Below are 19143 nucleotides of genomic sequence, written 5' to 3'. Positions count from 1 at the left end.
TGTGGATCAGAAAAACGGTAATTTTTTATCAGCCATTTTTTTGTGCATGATTGTTCTCCTCGGGTGGCAATATTTTGTTGTTGAACCCAAACTCGCTGCCGAACGGGCAAGACAGGCAGAGTTACAAAAATTACAGGGCGGGGCAGATGGCTTTGAGTTACGCAAAGATGCTGACGTGGTTGCACCGGATGCAAATGGCTTGGGTGTTGGTACACTCAATGCACAACAAGGCGTAGCTTCAATCGACAAAGAATTTGCCGATAGCCCACGGTTGAGTATCCAAACACCTGAACTCTCAGGTAGCATAGCATTGATGGGGGCTCGGTTTGATGATATTGAACTGAATAATTTCCCGACATCTCTCGCGGAAAACGCACCCTCAATAAGATTGCTGGAACATGCAACTCTTGAAGATAATAATACCTGGCAGGCCAGCTATGGCTGGAACAGCGCTGACGGTAATCCGAACAATATGCCAAACAGCACAACATTATGGACTATTGAAAGCGGTACGATTTTAACGCCAGAGTCACCCGTTACGCTCAAATATGAAGCACCGAATGGACTGATATTCAGACAGCATATTTCCGTAGACGCGCATTACATGTTTACAGTCAAGCAATCAGTTGAAAATACCAGTGAGACAGCTTTTACCCTTTTTCCTTTCGGACGTATAACACGTCTTGGCGCGGTACCAGATGCACCAATTTTCGTCTTACATGAAGGTGGGATTGGCGTCTTTGGTGCAGAACACGGCTCGGAAGAGATTAGCTATGGCGACCTGAGAGAAGACCCTGCCTTTGACATGACAACAACAGGCGGCTGGCTTGGCCTAACAGACAAATACTGGGCCACGGCTCTCATCCCACCGCAGGATGAAGTTTTCAGAGGGCGATTAACCGGCAAGCAAAGCGCCAAGGGTGACGCCTATAATGCTCTTTATTCACTCGCCCCTAAACAGCTTGTATCAGGTGGGCAAATCGAAACAACGGGTCGCCTCTTCGCAGGAGCAAAACAGGTTAAGCTCATAGATAATTACAATGATCAGGACATTCTGAAGTTTGACCTGATGATTGATTGGGGGTGGTTCTACTTCCTGACCAAACCGATGTTTAAGTTACTTGCTTTATTTTATGATATTTTTGGTAATTACGGCGTCTCCATTTTAATTGTGACGATTCTGATTAAGCTGGTGTTTTTCCCGCTTGCCAATAAGTCCTATGTCACAATGGCAAAAATGAAAAAGCTTCAACCTGAAATGATGCGTATCCGCGATGTCTATGCAGATGATAAAATGCAACAACAACAGGAAATGATGAAACTCTATCGGGAAGAGAAACTAAACCCACTGGCGGGCTGTTTACCGATTTTGATACAAATTCCGGTCTTTTTCTCAATTTACAAGGTCTTGTTTGTCACCATTGATATGCGACATCAGCCTTTCTTTGGCTGGATTAAAGACCTTTCTGCGCCTGATCCAACCTCCCTGTTTAATCTTTTCGGGGTGATACCTTGGGATCCGCCTCAATTACTAATGATTGGTATCTGGCCAATTATTATGGGTCTGACCATGTTCATTCAGATGCAAATGAATCCGCCTGCACCCGACCCCATACAACGCCGTGTGTTTCAACTCATGCCAATTATGTTCACCTTTCTGCTGGCAAGTTTCCCGGCAGGTCTTGTCATTTATTGGGCATGGAACAATTTCCTCTCACTCCTTCAACAAGGTGTGATTATGAGCAGGCACGGCGCTAGCATCGAGTTGTTGCCAAATTTAGGTTTTGGCAAGAACAAAAAAAGCGAGGGCGATGATGCCGGATCAGGAACTCAATCCGGCTGAAGCCGATAGACTGGCTGCGGGTCGGTGGTTGTTTGCCCAACCGTGTAACTTCAAATTCGGCGTTGTTGACGTCAATGGTCTGCCGAATGATGATCTGACAGAAATAGCGTTTGCCGGACGTTCCAATGTCGGTAAATCCAGCCTGATAAATGCATTAACCGGACACAAGGCCCTGGCCCGCACCTCCTCCACGCCGGGACGTACGCAAGAGCTAAACTTCTTTGCGCTCGCCGAACGTAACGAAACGACCCAGGCACTATGGATGGTGGACATGCCCGGCTATGGTTATGCCAAGGAGTCAAAATCCAAAATCGCGGCATGGAATAAACTCCTTAGAAATTATTTGCGCGGACGGATGAATTTAAGGCGCGTCTTTGTTTTGATCGATGCACGTCACGGTATCAAATCAAACGATATGGATATTTTGAATTTACTGGACGAGGCAGCCGTGTCTTATCAGATTGTGTTAACCAAAGCAGATAAACCTAAAGAAGCAGCACTGGCTGCAACAATTGAGACAATGCAAAACGCGCTGGTCAAAAGGCCCGCCGCACATCCCGAGATGATTGCCACCTCTGCGGTCAAAGGCCATGGCATAAATTTGCTTCAAGCTGAGATTGCTGGGCTGGTTGATTTGTCCGCAATAGGGTATAAAGCCTAATCAATCAGGAAACGACGACATGGCACCCAGAAAGTCCACACAGAGCAAGACGACGCAGCGCAAGACGACGCAGCGCAAATCCACACCCTCAAAATCGGGAAAGCATGCTGCTTGGCTGGAGAAAGCGCATGTGCTGACAGAAGCCCTGCCATTTATGCAGCTCTATGATAAAAAAACCGTGGTCATTAAATATGGCGGACATGCCATGGGTGACCCTGAACTTTCCGCCGCTTTTGCCCGCGATGTTGTTCTGCTGAAACAGGCCGGTATTAACCCAGTCGTGGTGCATGGTGGTGGGCCTCAAATCGCTGAAATGCTGCAAAGGCTGGGCATGAAAAGTAAATTTGCCGGCGGCTTGAGAGTGACGGACGGAAAAACCATGGAAGTTGTCGAGATGGTGCTTGCAGGTTCTATTAATAAACAAATTGTCACGGCACTAAATCAGGCTGGCGGCAGAGCTATCGGCCTGTCAGGCAAAGATGGTAATTTGTTGGTCGCTAAAAAAACAAAAGCCAGAACCCGCGACCCGGACAGTAATATTGAAAAAGTGATTGATATTGGCTTTGCCGGAGAGCCTGAAAAGGTGAACCCTGAAGTCCTGCATGACCTCGCCAGATCTGATGCGATACCGGTGATTGCACCGGTTGCAACATCGCGGAATGGTCAGACCTTTAATGTTAACGCCGATACAGCCGCCGGGGCTATTGCCGCCGCCATTAAAGCAGAAAGATTGCTGATGTTGACCGATGTGGCCGGCGTGCTGGACAAAAAGGGGGCGTTGATTGAACACCTCAATTTACGCCAGGCCAATGCGCTTATCAAAAACGGTACCGCTATTGGTGGCATGATACCAAAGCTGGGCACGGCGATTACAGCACGGAAAAACGGCGTGGAAGCTGTTGCAATTCTTGATGGGCGGATTCCGCATGCCATTCTTCTGGAACTTTTCACTGCCCTTGGGGCCGGCACTCTTATTTCTTGAAGGCATAGCTGGGATGGTTTTCAGTGTAAAAAAACGTGGCCTGTGGCGCAGTTTAATTTTGACCAGTCGGGCACTCTTTGGTTGCTTGCTGGTAAATCTCTTGAGCTTAAATACAGCATCGGCAGAGACCGTCAAATTGTGCAACTACACCAGCTATGTGCTTGAAGCAGCCACTGCCGTGCAAGACGGCAATGCAAGCCAAAGCAAGGGTTGGGTAAGAATGTTCCCCGGCAAATGTGAAGCTGCACCACAAGCGCCTGCAAGCGGCACTGAATTATTTGTCTATGCAAGGTCTTTGAAAGTGCATGCAGGGGATGTTCAAAACTTCACTGGTGCTGAACGTTTTTGTATTCGCAATGATACAAATTTTGACATAAATGGCAGGCGTGAATGCCGAATGCGCGGCTATGTAGCTGCGGATTTCTCTCCGGCAGAATATTCAAGTAAGAAGAACAAGATTTTCTTTTCTGAGTCCTATAATTTTAACCGAAAACAGGCGCAAGTTGCGGGCGCGCAAAGATTACTATCCGATATTGGTTATGAAATTGGTGTAATTGACGGATTTGCCGGACGTCGCACACGGGACTCGCTAAAAGATTTTCAAAATAAGAATGACCTTAACCAGAGCAAAACAATCTCACAAAACCTTCTCGCCAAATTATTCGAAGCGGCAGAAGAAAAAAGCAAGACGCGTGGTCTCCAGCTTTGCAATGACACGCCTCATCTTGTCTGGTCGGCAATTGGGTTTGTCAGTAAAGATAATTTCACCACTCAGGGCTGGCTTAAAATCCCATCGGGTGAGTGTATTCGCGCCATTAATAAATCTCTTCTGGATCGATATTATTTTGTTTATGCGGAAGCAGTCGATATAAAAGGAAAGCCTTTATTACAAGCTGGCAAACCACTTATCTGGGGTGGAACGTTTAACCTATGTACCAAGCCGACACGCTTCACGATTGAGGGGCGGAACGAATGTGCCGAGAAAGGTTTCGACAAGACCGGGTTTATGAAGATTGACACCGGTAAAGAACAGAAATGGATCATGCGTTTTGAGTAATAAGTCTTCCCCTATGCCAGTTATAGGACCACAAACGGTCTATCTGTTTGACCTCGACAACACGCTCTACCCGCCTGAAAAAAATTTATTCGCTCATGTGGATGTGCGCATGACTGCATTTATTGAGGAAAAATTGGGGCTGACGCATGATGAGGCTTTTTTTATCCAGAAGAAATACTGGAGGGAATATGGCACAACTCTATCTGGCCTGATGCAATTCCACGGACTAGAACCGGACGAGTTTCTCGATTTTGTGCATGATATTGATGTCTCACCGCTTACGCCAGACCCTGAACTCTCCACCGCGCTCGCCAATCTCCCGGGGAAAAAATATATTTTCACCAATGGCACACAAAAACATGCCGAAAGAGTAAGCGACCGACTCGGGGTATTGCACCATTTTGATGATATTTTTGATATTCGTGCGGCTGACTATGTTCCAAAGCCCGACAAAAATGTCTACCACAAATTAATCGCCAATTATGACATCAACCCCGATAAAACCATTTTTTTCGAAGATATGGCGCGGAATTTATTACCGGCATATGAGCTTGGCATGACGACCGTATGGTTAAAACCAAAACTATCCGAGGATGCTCCACAACATGCCAAAATCGGGCATGAAGGCGCTGACGGCGGGCACATAAATTATGAGATTGATAATCTGGTGGATTTTCTGTCACTCATGAACGGAAAGTGATAAAACGTCACATGAATGGTAGCACGCTTGACTGAACCGAGAGGATGACTAGGTTCATTTTAAGTTTTTCAATATGAGATGGCGAATGGAGATGGCTATGGCTGAAGCTTACGAAGAAATCGAAAAAATTATCAATTCAGCTTTTGAGAACCCTGATGATATCTCACCCGACATGACGGGCGAGAAACGCGATGCAATTGAAGCGGCTATGTCTTTCCTAGATAATGGCACACTGCGCGTTGCCGAAAAGAATGAGGACGAATGGCACGTTAATCAATGGCTTAAAAAGGCTGTCTTGTTGTCATTTCGTCTAAATAATATGACAACCATTGCACATGGCCCCGGCACGGCAAGTTGGTGGGATAAAGTCCCGTCAAAATTTGATGGCTGGGGAGAAGAAGATTTTTCATCGGCAGGTTTCCGAGCCGTACCAAATTGTGTGGTCAGGCGCGGCGCTTATATTGCTCCAAATGTTGTTTTGATGCCCAGCTTTGTGAATCTTGGTGCCTATGTTGATGAAGGCACCATGGTTGATACATGGGCGACGGTTGGTTCTTGCGCTCAAATTGGTAAGAATGTCCATATCTCTGGTGGCGCAGGCATTGGTGGTGTACTGGAACCCTTACAAGCCAACCCGACAATTATTGAAGATAATTGCTTTATCGGGGCGCGCTCCGAAGTTGCGGAAGGCGTGATTGTCCGTGAGGGCGCGGTGCTGTCTATGGGTGTGTTTCTATCGGCATCAACTAAAATCGTTGACCGCGCCAGTGGTGACATTTCCTTTGGTGAAGTCCCCCCTTTCTCTGTGGTTGTCCCGGGCATGTTACCTGACGCTTCCGGTACGCCTGGCAAACCCGGTCTCGCTTGTGCCGTGATTGTGAAAACCGTGGATGCAGGTACGCGTGCAAAAACATCTATTAATGAATTGCTGAGGGACTGATGCAAATTGATCCGGTAAATTTTGCTGCCGAGTTGATACGCTGTCCGTCCGTAACGCCTGCAGATGCAGGGGCCTTAGATTTGCTTGAAAAAGTACTAACGGAAATCGGCTTCACTTGTACGCGCCTTCCATTTCAGGAACCTAATACCGCACGTGTGGATAATCTATATGCACGTCTTGGCGATGCGGCGCCTCATATCTGCTTTGCAGGCCATACAGATGTTGTGCCGGTTGGCGCAGCGGATAACTGGCAGAAAGATCCTTTTTCCGGTGAGATTTCCGATGACAAGTTATGGGGGCGCGGGGCGGCTGATATGAAAGGTGCAATAGCGGCTTTCGTTGCCGCCACGGCAGATTATCTTTCGCAAAATGGCAAACCTATAGGTTCTATAAGTTTGCTGATTACCGGCGATGAAGAAGGCCCTTCGGTCAATGGCACAATCAAAATGCTAGATTGGTTAAGCACCCAGCAAGAAGTCATTGATGATTGCATTGTCGGTGAGCCGACCAACCCCGAAACATTGGGCGAAATGATTAAAATCGGGCGTCGCGGCAGCGTGAACACAACTGTTACCATTGAAGGTATTCAAGGTCACGTCGCCTATCCGCATCGCGCGGCGAACCCTGTTCCGCATCTTGTCCAATTATTGGAGCGGTTAATCACGGCAAAACTTGATGACGGCACACCACATTTCCAGCCAAGCAATCTGGAACTGACGGGTTTTGATGTCGGCAATGCTGTAACCAATGTCATTCCCGCACTGGCACAAGCACGTTTTAATATCCGTTATAATGATATATGGAGCCGTGACACCATCACCGACTGGATTAACGAAAACCTCAACGCGGCTCATGACGCTTTAAATAATGCCATTGATGGTGAGAATAAATTTTCTTTGACTGTTGATATTAACCATTCCGGCGAGGCTTTTTTGACCCCGACCGGCACCTTGAGTGAGCTTGCTGTCAGTGCGGTAGAAAAAACGCTAGGCATGACACCCAAATTATCTACAAGTGGTGGCACATCTGATGCACGGTTTATTAAAGATCACGCGCGTGTGATTGAGTTTGGGCTTGTCGGCAAAACCATGCACAAGGTGGATGAGCACGTCAGAGTCAATGACATTCAATCTCTAACAAAAATTTATCAAGAAATTCTGTCCGGTTATTTTTCATAATCCACAGACATAAAATACAAACCATGCGCCGGTGCAACGGGCGCACAGGCTGCACGATCTTTGGCTTCTAGTGCAGCGGATAAATTATCTGCTGACCACTTGCCTTCCCCCACAAGCTTCAAAGAACCGACCATGGAGCGCACCTGATTGTGCAGAAAACTTCGCGCGACCGCCCGAATTCTAATCTCACCATCCTCTGCCACCACATCGAGACGGTCAAGCGAGCGCTCAGGCGAAGCAGCCTGACACTGAACCGAGCGGAAAGTTGTGAAATCATGTCGCCCGGTGAGCCGCCCTGACGCCTCCTGCATTGCCGCAACGTCCAATTCAACAGGTACCCACCACACCCTATCCACCAGGAGTGTCGGACGCACCCGTCGCGATAAGATGCGGTATTCATAATGGCGCCGAATGGCTGAAAAACGCGCATCAAACTCACTATCCACCAACTGGGCAGAAAGCACAGCCACCGGATGCGGTTTAAGATGAAAATTTAATGCCTTAAGGAGAGTTGATGCATCGGTGGATTTCTCTATATCCAAATGCGCAACCTGCCCCCGCGCATGAACGCCTGTATCTGTGCGGCCTGCACCGTTGACATTCACCTCTTCGCCGCAGAATTTAAAAACCGCCTCCGATAAAGCATCCTGCACTGCACCACCCCCGCGCTGGGTTTGCCACCCGCAAAACTTGGTTCCTTCATATTCAATTATGAGTTTAAATCTTTGCGTCATGACAAAAGCGTTCCAGGCTTCAAACTTTTGCCACGCTGAAATTCTTCACCTGTCATCGCTGATTTACCGGAACGTTGGAGGCGCACCAATTCCAGCGCACCACGACCACAGGCAATAATTGGTTTCCCGTTGCCGGAGTCCAAAACCTCTCCGCATTTGTATTTTGCTTCTGATGAACTCTCTATCGGGCGAACTGCAAGCACCTTGATACGGTCACCATCAGCGTCAAACCAAGCACCGGGAAAAGGTGATAACCCACGAATAAAACAATCAAGTTGACTTGCACTCTGCGACCAATTTATTCGGCTTTCCTGTTTGTTGATTTTCTGGGCATATGTTACACCCGCCGCGCTTTGTTGAATGGGCTGAAGGTTTTCATGTGCGCTGATTGCTTCAACTATAGCATCTGCCCCCAACCACATGAGCCGGTCATGCAAATCCGCTGCAGTGTCTGTATCATTAATGTCAAGTTCCTGCCGCAGCAAAACCGGGCCAGTATCAAGGCCAGCTTCCATTTGCATGATGCAGATTCCCGTTTTCATATCTCCAGCCATTATCGCCCTTTGTATCGGCGCGGCCCCGCGCCAGCGTGGCAGTAAGGACGCATGGATATTCCAACATCCTTTAACAGGTGCAGAAAGAACGCTTTCCGGCAAAATCAGACCATAAGCCACCACCACTGCCAAATCTGCTTGATGCGACGCAAACATGCTCACTGTTTCGGGTGTCTTAAAATTTTCAGGAGTAAAAACTGTCAACCCCAAAGCTTCAGCACATTCATGTACTGGCGTTAATTGCGCGCTCATGCCACGTCCTTTTTTGGCGGGCGGACGGGTATAGACGGCACAAATATCATGACCGGCCTCATGCAGGGCATTCAGGGATGGCACAGAAAAGTCTGGTGTTCCCATAAAAATCAAACGCATGACAGAACCTCCGCAAGTCTATGACAACTGCTTTTATAGGGGCTCAACAACATTAGTATCTTTAGACTGCTTACGAAGTTTTTTGACAATCATATCGCGTTTTAAACGTGATAAATGATCCAGAAAAACAACGCCGTTAAGATGATCCATTTCATGCTGGATACACGTCGCCAGCAAGCCGTCGCAATCAAGCTCCTGCGGTTGGCCTTGATAGTCGAGATAAGTAACTTTACAGGCTTTCGGACGTTCAACATCATCAAAAAAGCCTGGAACGGACAGACATCCCTCTTGATAATTATTCATCTCCTCAGACGTCCAGACAATCTCAGGATTCACAAAATATCTTATGGTTTCATCTTTGAGTTCTGAGAGGTCGTAACGGTCCGAGCTCTCGCCATCATCACCGGGATCACTGGGCGATAAATCCATCACAATGACACGCTTATTAACGCCGATCTGAATGGCAGCCAATCCAATGCCTTTGGCATCATGCATAGTTTCTACCATGTCATCCATGAGCAGCCGCAACGCGTCAGTTACAGCTTCAACAGGCTCGGATACTTGTTTCAGTCTAGGGTCCGGCACAGCTATTATAGGTCTTATTGTCATATATTTGAGATACGATGTGAGTCCACCGTCGTCAAGTCATGCTGAATGAAGCCAGGCTGTAAATCAACGAATCTGATAAAAAGTTCTCATGAGTATTATGTCAGTTACAATCTGTATTCTAGTAGTTTTTGCCGCCCTTTTGGGGGTGAGTATTGGCCTATTGATCAAACGCAAGGACAATACACCCGACCATCTTGACGCAATGCTGGCCGACATTAACCGCCAACAATCTGAAATGACCGGACGGCTAAACAGTTTTGCCGAAATGCAAGAGGCCGCCAAAGGGGAAATTAACCGAACGCTATCGGAACGGCTTGAGAGTGTATCAAAAAATGTCACCCACACATTACAAGAAAGCCGCGAGAAAACCTCCAAAACACTCGGTGAACTTGGTGAAAGGCTGTCTCTCATAGATCAGGCACAACAGCAGATAACGGCACTTTCAGGGCAGGTCGTTGAACTTCAGCATATTCTTGATAACAAGCAAGCACGCGGCGCGTTTGGCGAAGCTCAACTGGCCGATATTGTGATTGATGGTCTGCCGGAAAGCACCTATCTGTTTCAACACACACTTTCCAATGGCAAACGAGCTGACTGTCTCATTAACCTTCCGAACCCGCCCGGGCCTGTCGTGGTGGATAGTAAGTTCCCGCTTGAGGCTTATCAAAAATTTAAGCAAGCCGCCGACGAGGTTGAACAAAAAGCCGCGTTGCAACAATTTGGGCAGGATACGCTCAAACACGCTGAAGCGATACGAGATAAATATATTATCACTGGTGAGACCGCCGATGCCGCGCTGATGTTCCTGCCCTCAGAAAGTATTTTCTCCGAATTACATCTGCGCCGTGCCGATATCGTCGATAAATGCCGTTCCATGCGGGTTTATCCTGTTTCCCCTAATACAATGTCGCTCACACTCAACACGGTTCGCGCCATTATGCGTGATGTAAAAATGCGGGAACAAGCCAGCATTATTCAAAAAGAAGTGCAGGTCATGATTGAGGATGTTGTGCGCCTGAATGACCGTATTGCCAAATTGCGCAGTCATTTTGATCAAGCCAATAAAGATATCGAAATGATAGAAACCTCCGGCACAAAAATCTCACGACGGGGCGAGAAAATCACTGCACTGGAAGTTGAAGACTCAAAAACAGATAAAGAAAAAATCAGTGACACAACAAACGACTTGCTGTCATCACAACCAGACTAATCCTAAAATTCGGTTCTGGACTTCATGGCCTCCGCAAGTGTGCCGTCATCCAAATAATCCAGCTCCCCGCCAACAGGCACGCCATGAGCAAGACGCGAAACAGTAACGTCACTGCCTTTAAGCATATCCATAATATAATGCGCAGTGGATTGCCCCTCAACAGTTGCATTGGTCGCCAAAATAACTTCTTTTACCAAGCCCGTGTTGCAACGGGTTTTTAGACCAGCAAGGCTCAAATCTTCAGGCCCTACGCCATCCAATGCTGATAGAACGCCGCCCAGCACATGATATCTCCCCTTTGTCGCTTTGGCACGCTCCAGCGCCCAAAGGTCACCAACATCCTCGACAACACAAATAACGCTGTCATCTCGGCGCGGATCAGCACATATAGTACAAGGGTCTGTCGTATCTATCGCGCCGCATGTGCTGCACGTAACGATACTTTCTCTGGCAGTCTGAAGGGCATCCGCCAAAGGTAAAAGCAGACTTTCACGCTTACGCACTAAATGTAAAACCGCTCTACGAGCCGACCTTGGGCCAAGCCCGGGCATGCGTGACAACAAATTTATCAGGGTTTCAATTTCAGGACCAATCATTACCAATCAAGACCAAACGCTTAAGTCTTATCCTCATCATTAGGGAATTCATGACCTTCATGGTCGCCCTCTATATCTTGCGAAAGGGGCCCCGAAAGCTCATCCATATTGGTAACACTGACAATTTCAGCACCGGGAAATATTTCAAGCGCGGCTTGAACCAGCGGATTATCAGCCGCATTGTCTCTGCGTCGCGCGGCATCATCATGCGCTTCCTTATAAAGGGTTTCCGCACCCATATCTTGCGAGAGGCTGACTACCCATTGCAAGCCGGTCCATTCTTTCAACGCTCGTGAAAGTGGGCGGGAGATATCCTCTGCCCCCTCAGCAAGACGATATTCAATCACACCGGCTTTATGCTCGGAGGCGGGCTCAAAGCGCACAAGATGAACGCCCGTTTCCAAAACTGTTTTAAGTTTTATTTCACGCATTTGCCCGACCAGCGCGACCAGTTTTTTAAACGTATCAGGGCATGGCATGACCTGATGGGCATGAGGAGATTGGGCGGGATTAATTTGTGTTTCTGCTTGCGTCTCGGTTTGAGGTAAGCGCTCCGTCATGGGGCCACCGGATGCCTGCTGAGAAAGTTGAGCACCTGATACTGCAGTCGTATCAGCTTTATTTTGTGGCACGCTGGGCGGCTCAGTGGTTGTGGGTGTCACATTAGGTGACGGGGTTTCATTCTTGGCAGGCGTTGATTTTTGTATCTGCTTTAATAATTCTTCCGGCGTAGGTAAATCAGACATATGCGCAAGACGAATTAAAACCATTTCAGCTGCCGCCATCGGATCTGGTGCAGTCATAGCCTCTTTATGTCCTTTTAACAGAACTTGCCAACAACGCGACAAAACCTGAGTGGAAAGCGCGTCAGCAGTTTCCTTACTGCGATGGCGCAACGCTTCTGCCATAGTAATGTCATCTATTGCAGAGGGAACAAACTTCATGCGTGTCAACCGATAGGTGAGTTCCGCCAGGTCGGCAAGGATTACAATCGGGTCAGCACCCAGATTATATTGCATTTCGAACTCGCCAAGCGCCTCAGGCAATTTGCCCTGCATGACTAAATCAAACAAATCAAAAACTCTGCCGCGATCCGCAAGCCCGAGCATTTGTCGCATTGTATCTGCATCCGGCCCGTTCTCAGCATCACCTTCCGTACCATGAGCAAGCGCCCGATCCAGCAGCGATAACGCATCACGCGCCGATCCTTCCGCCGCACGCGCAATCAAAGCAAGGCTTTCATCCTGAAATGATGTCCCTTCTGCCGCGCAAACCTTATTGAGGAGTTGCAGTGTTTCCTCAATTGTCAAACGTCGCAGATCAAAACGCTGACAGCGTGACAAAACAGTAACCGGAACTTTTCGGATTTCGGTAGTCGCAAAAACAAATTTGACATGAGCAGGTGGCTCTTCCAGGGTCTTTAACAGGCCATTAAAAGCCTGAGTCGACAGCATATGCACCTCGTCAATGATAAAAACCTTATACCGCGCTGCGCTTGGGCGGTATCTGACATTCTCAATGATTTCGCGAATATCATCTATGCCCGTTGCAGAAGCTGCATCCATCTCAATCACATCGACATGACTGCCAGCCATAATATCCACACAATGAAACCCAGGTTCGGGCATGTCTACATTGGGAGCGTTTTCTTGTGCGGTTTTATAATTCAGTGCCCGCGCCAAAATACGCGCCGTGGTTGTTTTACCCACCCCGCGCACACCCGTCAGCATGAAGGCATGCGCAATCCGCCCAGTTTCAAAAGCATTGCGAAGCGTTTGCACCATCGCTTCCTGGCCGATCATATCGTCAAATATGCGCGGGCGATATTTGCGCGCCAAGACCTCATAGGCTTCTGATTTTAACGATACATTATTTTCTTCATCAGCTTCAGCAATCAGGCCGAAACCTGGCTCGGTATCAGGATCGGGTGCCATCGGCGTAATGTCTTCTTCTTGGTTTTGGTCGCTCATATCCGATAGCTTTTCTGTGATGGCTTTGATGAAAACTAAATAGAAGTTCTAAACTTAATAGGATTCACTTTTGGCATTACTTAAATTTTCACCCAGATATTTGCCAGAAGTTAAAGTGAGAGGCTGGACAGGCAACCCGCACCGGGCTCGTTAGGGCTGCTTCCTTCCGGACCTGACCCGGTTGGCGAGGGATGCGTCTGCCGCCAACCTCTCACAAATAACATATCATTTTTTCAAAACAGAGGACAAGGCTTGCCATGTGATAAGAGTGTTTTTAACCTGTCTAATCGTCGTAATTGTGGATAAGGTGTTTAAAGTTAATGATTAACCACACCCTCATATAGCCGTTCGTTAAGGCCTTCTCATTCAGGATTTTTGGAGTTCTCAATGCCCCTCACGCAAAGATTGAATATGTTTGCTAATAACCCGCTTGATCGTGCGGGTCATTTAAGAACAGATGAGGCATGGCTGGCCTCACAAATAGCTGCAAATGATGCCCTGTTTGTTCCTCTTTGGCGCGGAGATACCCTGGTATTGCCTGAAGCCGCCGCAGGACAGGGGCGAGATGTAGCCTGGCTCCCAAAAGCTGCAATTTCAGCTTTTCTCAATAATGACGTTATTTTTCTTGGACTGAACAGAAATAACGCGCCCCGCTTTGCTGTTGATATCAGCCTGCTCGAAGCTCCAGAGCAAACGGCTCCATTTGATGCGCTGTGCCGTGCGGGTGGTGTTTTTGAAAATTTGCGTACCCTAGCCATGGTCGGCGACATGCCTGCAACAGAACTGGCCATACTTGCGCAAGGCAAAGGGCTACTGGAGTGGCATGCCACGCATGGCTTTTGTTCCAAATGCGGTGCCAAAAGTGTCATCGCTGAAGGCGGCTATAAACGCACTTGTATCTCCTGTGAAGCAGACCATTTTCCAAGAACCGATCCGGTTGTCATCATGTTGCCTTATCTTGGCGATAAATGTCTGCTCGGAAGACAGGCTGGATGGCCGGAAAATCTGTTTTCCGCTTTAGCGGGCTTTATGGAACCCGGCGAAACAATTGAGGAAGCTGTCGCTCGTGAAACTATGGAAGAAGCCGGTGTCGCAATTAGTTCAGTGCACTATCATTCAACCCAGCCTTGGCCATTTCCAAGCTCGCTGATGATTGGTTGTTTAGCTGAAGCTGAAAACGAAACGATTTCAGTGGACGAGAAAGAACTGGCAGAAGCGCGTTGGTTTAGCGTTACAGAAATAAAAAACGCTTTCAACGGCACGGCAGAATTTGATATTCCACCTTCTCTGGCAATCGCCCATCACCTCATCAAAGCATTTGTGGAGATGAAGGGCTAAAAGCAATGTCACATTGTTTTGCGAAACTCAGCCGCCGGATAGACACCCAGAATATTAAGCTCCGAGCAAAAATAATTTAATTCGTCCAAAGCAAGCCTGACAGCTTCATCATCGGGATGGCCTTCAATATCCGCATAGAACTGGGTTGCCATGAAACTACCTTCAATTTGATAACTTTCCAGCTTAGTTATATTGACCCCATTTGTCGCAAAGCCCCCCAGCGCCTTGTAAAGCGCAGCAGGAACATTGCGGCATCGGAAGATGAAACTTGTAATAACATCACCGGAATTGGGTTCGGCATCATCTGGCTCGGGTGCCATGACCAAAAACCGTGTGGTATTATGCTTGGCATCCTCAATATTTTCTTTGAAAATTTGAAGCCCGTTGATCTCGGCTGCAAGCGGACTGGCAATAGCCGCCAGAGCAGGGTCATTCAGCTCGGCAATTTCACGCGCTGATCCAGCCGTATCTGCACTAACCACGGGCTCCAGATCTAATTCATTGATAATATGCCTGCATTGTCCCAATGCCATTTCATGGCTACGTACATGCGTCAGCCCGTCAACTGACGCGCCCGAAAGCCCCAAAAGGCAGTGACGTATGCGCATGAAATATTCTCCGATAATATAAAGATTATAACCCGGCAAAAGTCGGTGAATATCCGCAACACGTCCGGCAACAGTATTTTCAACAGGCAAGACAGCCAACGCAGCCAACCCGTTTTCCACAGCCTTAAATGCACCTTCAAAAGTCGTACAGGGTAATACATCTCTATCAGGGAAAATATCATTACAAGCGATATGGGAATTGGCACCCATTTCACCTTGAAAAGCGATTGGTTTATCTTTTTGTGTCATCATACACCTTTACGAGTAAACATTTCAGCGCAGTCACCACTGTTTAAATCATTGCTGAAATTATGCTTGTAGAATTTTACGGGCTTTCTCCAAATCCTCATGAGTATCAACACCCAAAGGAATAGTGTCAACGCAGGCCAGACGAATTGTCATACCGTCTTCAAGCGCCCTTAGTTGCTCTAGTTTTTCTCTCTTTTCCAGAGTTGATGGTGGTAAATTCACGAATTTCTCCAGCGCATCGCGTTGATAGCCGTAAATCCCGATATGATGATAATATGGGCCATCCCCTGACGGAGCCGCCGCACGGGTAAAATAAAGCCCCCGCCCAACTTTTTCTTGCTCAGTTGACGCTTCATCCCAACTCACAACAGCCTTAACAACATTCGGATTATCAATTTCTCTCGGGTCTTTGATTTCGGCCACAAGGCTGGCCATGTCCGAGCCATCCTGCAAAAGATCAGCGGTTTTTTTAACAAGTTCAGGTGCCAATGTCGGTAAATCGCCCTGCACATTAATAATATGCTCAAGCGTTATACCGTCTTGTTTCTCAATTTCTTGTATTGCCCTGAAAACGCGGTCGGAACCTGAGGGTAAATCAGGGTCAGTCAACACAACCCGTCCACCGACAGACTGCATCACATCAACAATCTCGGCATCACCTGCAGCGACAATGACTTGATCACCAGACCCGATAGCCGCCACAACACGTTCCCAAACATGCACAATCATCGGACGACCATGGATATCTGCCAGAGGTTTATTAGGTAATCGTGTTGCCGCCAATCTGGCGGGTATTGTGACGATTAACTTTTTATTTATTTCAGTCATCTGATAAATCCTCGGTGAGATCTTGCACTTCACTACATTGTGCGACGCTTCGCCGCAAGTTTTTAGCGCGGTAAAGAGGTATTAAATTTACATACTCTGGTCGGGAATTAAAGGTCTACAGAACGTCATGGATAGCTTCGAACTCAACAAAATTGCTGGCGCCGTTTTCTTCACACTATTGGTCTATCTTGGTGTGCAAAATTTGGGCGACATTCTGTTTCATGTCGAGACTGCCGATGCCAACGCCTACATTGTTGAAGGCTTAGAAGTAGATGCGGTTTCGTCATCAACAGCAACTGCCGAACCAGAAGTTGATATTCTGGCGCTGCTTCAAACTGCTTCAGTCGAGAAGGGCGCGAAGGTCGCTAAGAAATGTGTTTCTTGCCATGCCTTTGAAAAGGGTGGCGCAAACAAAATTGGCCCTGCACTTTGGGGCATTGTAGATCGTGACATAGCCAGTGTTGGTGGATTTGTCTATTCCGGTACACTCGACGAGATGGAGGGAAACTGGGATTATAACGCTCTGAACGGCTTCCTCGAAAACCCGAAAAAATATGCGGCTGGAACAAAAATGGCTTTTGCGGGTCTGAGAAAACCCCAAGACCGGGCAGCCATAATTGCCTATCTAAACGCTCAGAGCGACACGCCGACAGATTTTACAGCCGGATACACACCGCCTACTGCCGAGCCAGAAGTTACCCCAGTTGAAGAACCTGCCGCAGAAACTCAAATTGAAGCAATCCCCGAAGATGAAGATGAGTCCCAAATCGAGCCTATTGCTGATGCAACTGAGGATATGTTTTCAGATTTGGTCACGGAATCGCAAACAGAATAAATCTCTATACCTCTCTTGCTGATGGCTCTTTTTGGTCTTAGCTTGTTCTGATGTTTCTTTCTTCAAAAAAATTTCTTTTCGCCTTCAGCTTGCTCGTCATTGTCTTTCAGGCTGTCATGTTTCCTGCTTATGCTGACTCACCGCGTCACGCGCTTTCTCTTTTCGGCGACCCAAAATATAAACCGGATTTTGCTCATTTTGATTATGTTAATCCAAATGCACCCAAGCGAGGCGAAGTGCGCGAAGCAGCCTATGGCAGTTTTGACAGTTTTAACCCTTATATTCTCAAAGGCACCCCAGCACAGGGGCTTGGCCTAATATACGATACGCTGACAGCCTCCAGTTTAGATGAGCCCGGCACGCAATACGCCTTGCTCGCAAAATCAATATCGCATCCCGATGATTACGCCTCTGTGACATTCACTCTTGATGAGCGTGCGCGTTTTCATGACGGTGTCCCCGTCAAGGCAGCCGATGTTGTTTGGAGCTTCGAGACGCTGACTACCAACCACCCATTCTACCGTGCTTATTATGCCGATGTAGAGAGCGTTGAGGCCATCTCAGAAAACATCGTTAAATTTACTTTCCGAAAATCAGGCAATCGGGAATTACCACAAATCGTTGGGCAACTCGTTGTCTTGCCCAAGCATTATTGGACGGGTGAAGGTAAAGATATTCAAAAAACAACATTGGAACCGCCTATAGGCAGTGGGCCATATATTATCGACACATTCGAGACAGGCCGCTACGTCACATATCGCCGTAACCCCGATTACTGGGCAAAAAACTTAAACGTTTCTGTCGGCAAGTATAATTTCGCCCGCGTGCGCTATGATTATTTTGGCGATTTCACCGTTGCCTTTGAAGCTTTCAAAGCAGGGGAACTTCACTTCAGAAATGAGAATAACTCCAAAAACTGGGCAACCGGATATGATATCCCCGCTGTAAAAGATGGGAGAATGACCCTTGAAATGCCGGCCAATGGCTCCGTTCAGGGCATGCAAGGATTTATCTTCAACACCCGTAAAAATAAATTCAAAGACCTCAAACTGCGCCAGGCATTTAACCATGCCTATGATTTTGAATGGGCGAACAACACGCTTTTTTACGGGCAATATGTTCGCACCGGTAGTTATTTTGATAATTCCGAACTCGCAGCGACCGGTTTACCCTCAACAGAAGAGCTAGAATTGCTGACCCCTCTCAAAGATCAGCTTCCGGTTTCGGTGTTTACTCAAGAATATAAAAATCCTGAGAACCTTGACCCTAACGCCCTCAGGCAGAATTTGAGAAAAGCCAAAAAACTTCTCGAGGAAGCTGGTTGGAATGTCACGAATGGCAAACTCCAAAAAAATGGACAAATTCTTGAGGTTGAGTTTCTGCTCGTACAACCGGCATTTGAGCGCATCGTTGCGCCCTTCATCAGAAACCTGGAAAAACTCGGTATCACGGCAAACATTCGTACCATAGACCCGACCCAGTACCAAAACCGGGTCATGGATTATGATTTTGATATTATTGTGCATAGTTTCGGCCAATCCCTGTCACCCGGCAATGAACAGCGTAATTACTGGAGTGCCGAAAATGCAGATCGTCCGGGCGGACGCAATTTGATTGGCATTAAAAACCCTGCCATCGACAAGCTTGTTGAGCATATTATTTTTGCTCCTGATCGGGCAGCACAAATTACAGCTACCCGAGCGCTAGACCGTGTTCTTCTGGCGCATCATTTTGTTGTCCCGCATTGGCATATCCCAACTCATCGGCTGGCCTATTGGCACAATATCAGCAGACCCGGTAATCTGCCGCTTTACAGTCATGGCTTTCCAAACATCTGGTGGGCAAATGAAGACAATCAGCAATAAATTTTTAGGCATTT

At 47.5% G+C, this 19143-nt stretch carries 18 protein-coding genes and 1 other RNA gene; 11 read left to right on the top strand and 8 right to left on the bottom strand.

The annotated features are described in order from the left end of the window. Position 1 precedes the first annotated feature (1 nt). The 7 genes from yidC to dapE all read left to right on the top strand — a co-directional run bounded on the left by yidC (position 2) and on the right by dapE (position 7361). On the top strand, positions 2 to 1843 hold the full coding sequence (gene yidC / locus RS24_RS08440; protein ID WP_021777787.1) for a membrane protein insertase YidC: 1842 nt from the start codon (positions 2 to 4) through the stop codon (positions 1841 to 1843). Further along, on the top strand, positions 1815 to 2504 hold the full coding sequence (gene yihA, locus RS24_RS08435; RefSeq protein WP_021777786.1) for a ribosome biogenesis GTP-binding protein YihA/YsxC: 690 nt from the start codon (positions 1815 to 1817) through the stop codon (positions 2502 to 2504). The genes yidC and yihA overlap by 29 nt, the downstream gene beginning before the upstream one ends. Positions 2505 to 2523: 19 nt before the next feature. Beyond that, positions 2524 to 3486: an acetylglutamate kinase gene (gene argB / locus RS24_RS08430; protein ID WP_021777785.1), complete on the top strand. Its 963-nt coding sequence runs from the start codon at positions 2524 to 2526 to the stop codon at positions 3484 to 3486. Then, the gene (locus tag RS24_RS08425; RefSeq protein WP_021777784.1) at positions 3431 to 4543 is read left to right on the top strand and encodes a DUF1036 domain-containing protein; all 1113 of its coding nucleotides are present in this window, start codon (positions 3431 to 3433) and stop codon (positions 4541 to 4543) included. Before argB ends, RS24_RS08425 begins: the two co-directional genes overlap by 56 nt. Continuing rightward, entirely contained in the window at positions 4536 to 5243 is a 708-nt protein-coding gene (locus RS24_RS08420; RefSeq protein WP_051295615.1) for a pyrimidine 5'-nucleotidase, read from the top strand. Before RS24_RS08425 ends, RS24_RS08420 begins: the two co-directional genes overlap by 8 nt. A gap of 97 nt (positions 5244 to 5340) precedes the next feature. After that, positions 5341 to 6183 (top strand): 2,3,4,5-tetrahydropyridine-2,6-dicarboxylate N-succinyltransferase, encoded by an 843-nt coding sequence (gene dapD / locus RS24_RS08415; protein ID WP_021777782.1) that lies wholly within the window; start codon positions 5341 to 5343, stop codon positions 6181 to 6183. Further along, positions 6183 to 7361: a succinyl-diaminopimelate desuccinylase gene (gene dapE / locus RS24_RS08410; RefSeq protein WP_021777781.1), complete on the top strand. Its 1179-nt coding sequence runs from the start codon at positions 6183 to 6185 to the stop codon at positions 7359 to 7361. Before dapD ends, dapE begins: the two co-directional genes overlap by 1 nt. On the opposite strand, the gene truA is transcribed toward dapE, so the two are convergent. Genes truA through def form a run of 3 tightly spaced genes read right to left on the bottom strand, consistent with a single transcriptional unit; the run spans position 7349 to position 9630 of the window. Then, entirely contained in the window at positions 7349 to 8095 is a 747-nt protein-coding gene (gene truA, locus RS24_RS08405; protein WP_021777780.1) for a tRNA pseudouridine(38-40) synthase TruA, read from the bottom strand. The genes dapE and truA overlap by 13 nt on opposite strands. After that, entirely contained in the window at positions 8092 to 9021 is a 930-nt protein-coding gene (gene fmt, locus RS24_RS08400; RefSeq protein ID WP_021777779.1) for a methionyl-tRNA formyltransferase, read from the bottom strand. Before fmt ends, truA begins: the two co-directional genes overlap by 4 nt. A gap of 33 nt (positions 9022 to 9054) precedes the next feature. Next, entirely contained in the window at positions 9055 to 9630 is a 576-nt protein-coding gene (def, locus tag RS24_RS08395; protein ID WP_021777778.1) for a peptide deformylase, read from the bottom strand. A 97-nt stretch (positions 9631 to 9727) separates the two neighbouring features. Here def and RS24_RS08390 point away from each other — a divergent pair, with 97 nt between their 5' ends. Further along, positions 9728 to 10840: a DNA recombination protein RmuC gene (locus tag RS24_RS08390; protein ID WP_038300811.1), complete on the top strand. Its 1113-nt coding sequence runs from the start codon at positions 9728 to 9730 to the stop codon at positions 10838 to 10840. A gap of 2 nt (positions 10841 to 10842) precedes the next feature. On the opposite strand, the gene recR is transcribed toward RS24_RS08390, so the two are convergent. The 3 genes from recR to ffs form a co-directional block, all read right to left on the bottom strand. Beyond that, positions 10843 to 11436 carry a recombination mediator RecR gene (recR, locus tag RS24_RS08385; protein ID WP_021777776.1) on the bottom strand — a complete coding sequence of 198 codons (594 nt, stop codon included), beginning with the start codon at positions 11434 to 11436 and terminating at the stop codon, positions 10843 to 10845. Positions 11437 to 11456: 20 nt separating this feature from the next. After that, on the bottom strand, positions 11457 to 13406 hold the full coding sequence (locus tag RS24_RS08380; protein WP_021777775.1) for a DNA polymerase III subunit gamma/tau: 1950 nt from the start codon (positions 13404 to 13406) through the stop codon (positions 11457 to 11459). A 115-nt stretch (positions 13407 to 13521) separates the two neighbouring features. After that, positions 13522 to 13618: signal recognition particle sRNA small type (gene ffs, locus RS24_RS09885), an RNA gene on the bottom strand. A gap of 175 nt (positions 13619 to 13793) precedes the next feature. Here ffs and nudC point away from each other — a divergent pair. Further along, on the top strand, positions 13794 to 14744 hold the full coding sequence (gene nudC, locus RS24_RS08375) for an NAD(+) diphosphatase (protein WP_021777774.1): 951 nt from the start codon (positions 13794 to 13796) through the stop codon (positions 14742 to 14744). A gap of 8 nt (positions 14745 to 14752) precedes the next feature. Here the strand turns inward: nudC and RS24_RS08370 are convergent, their stop codons facing one another. Further along, positions 14753 to 15601: a prephenate dehydratase gene (locus tag RS24_RS08370; protein ID WP_021777773.1), complete on the bottom strand. Its 849-nt coding sequence runs from the start codon at positions 15599 to 15601 to the stop codon at positions 14753 to 14755. A gap of 60 nt (positions 15602 to 15661) precedes the next feature. Then, positions 15662 to 16429 (bottom strand): 3-deoxy-manno-octulosonate cytidylyltransferase, encoded by a 768-nt coding sequence (locus RS24_RS08365; RefSeq protein ID WP_021777772.1) that lies wholly within the window; start codon positions 16427 to 16429, stop codon positions 15662 to 15664. Positions 16430 to 16556: 127 nt separating this feature from the next. Here RS24_RS08365 and RS24_RS08360 point away from each other — a divergent pair, with 127 nt between their 5' ends. After that, on the top strand, positions 16557 to 17264 hold the full coding sequence (locus RS24_RS08360) for a c-type cytochrome (RefSeq protein WP_021777771.1): 708 nt from the start codon (positions 16557 to 16559) through the stop codon (positions 17262 to 17264). A 50-nt stretch (positions 17265 to 17314) separates the two neighbouring features. After that, positions 17315 to 19129, top strand: coding sequence for an extracellular solute-binding protein (locus tag RS24_RS08355; protein ID WP_038300810.1), 1815 nt, complete (start codon positions 17315 to 17317; stop codon positions 19127 to 19129). Positions 19130 to 19143 lie beyond the last annotated feature (14 nt).

It is taken from the genome of Candidatus Micropelagos thuwalensis (assembly GCF_000469155.1).
In the GTDB taxonomy this organism is placed as follows: Bacteria; Pseudomonadota; Alphaproteobacteria; order RS24; family RS24; genus Micropelagius; species Micropelagius thuwalensis.
The sequence above is the reverse complement of the archived record's forward strand: the minus strand, read 5'-3'. Positions and strand labels throughout refer to the sequence as shown.

Coding starts and splice junctions, on each gene's coding strand:
- RS24_RS08425 (WP_021777784.1), top strand. CDS start 3,431: ATGCCATTCTTCTGGAACTTTTCACTGCCCTTGGGGCCGGCACTCTTA.
- def (WP_021777778.1), bottom strand. CDS start 9,630: ATGACAATAAGACCTATAATAGCTGTGCCGGACCCTAGACTGAAACAA.
- dapE (WP_021777781.1), top strand. CDS start 6,183: ATGCAAATTGATCCGGTAAATTTTGCTGCCGAGTTGATACGCTGTCCG.
- dapD (WP_021777782.1), top strand. CDS start 5,341: ATGGCTGAAGCTTACGAAGAAATCGAAAAAATTATCAATTCAGCTTTT.
- RS24_RS08355 (WP_038300810.1), top strand. CDS start 17,315: ATGTTTCTTTCTTCAAAAAAATTTCTTTTCGCCTTCAGCTTGCTCGTC.
- RS24_RS08370 (WP_021777773.1), bottom strand. CDS start 15,601: ATGACACAAAAAGATAAACCAATCGCTTTTCAAGGTGAAATGGGTGCC.
- argB (WP_021777785.1), top strand. CDS start 2,524: ATGGCACCCAGAAAGTCCACACAGAGCAAGACGACGCAGCGCAAGACG.
- RS24_RS08365 (WP_021777772.1), bottom strand. CDS start 16,429: ATGACTGAAATAAATAAAAAGTTAATCGTCACAATACCCGCCAGATTG.
- recR (WP_021777776.1), bottom strand. CDS start 11,436: ATGATTGGTCCTGAAATTGAAACCCTGATAAATTTGTTGTCACGCATG.
- nudC (WP_021777774.1), top strand. CDS start 13,794: ATGCCCCTCACGCAAAGATTGAATATGTTTGCTAATAACCCGCTTGAT.
- RS24_RS08380 (WP_021777775.1), bottom strand. CDS start 13,406: ATGAGCGACCAAAACCAAGAAGAAGACATTACGCCGATGGCACCCGAT.
- truA (WP_021777780.1), bottom strand. CDS start 8,095: ATGACGCAAAGATTTAAACTCATAATTGAATATGAAGGAACCAAGTTT.
- RS24_RS08390 (WP_038300811.1), top strand. CDS start 9,728: ATGTCAGTTACAATCTGTATTCTAGTAGTTTTTGCCGCCCTTTTGGGG.
- yihA (WP_021777786.1), top strand. CDS start 1,815: ATGCCGGATCAGGAACTCAATCCGGCTGAAGCCGATAGACTGGCTGCG.
- fmt (WP_021777779.1), bottom strand. CDS start 9,021: ATGCGTTTGATTTTTATGGGAACACCAGACTTTTCTGTGCCATCCCTG.
- RS24_RS08360 (WP_021777771.1), top strand. CDS start 16,557: ATGGATAGCTTCGAACTCAACAAAATTGCTGGCGCCGTTTTCTTCACA.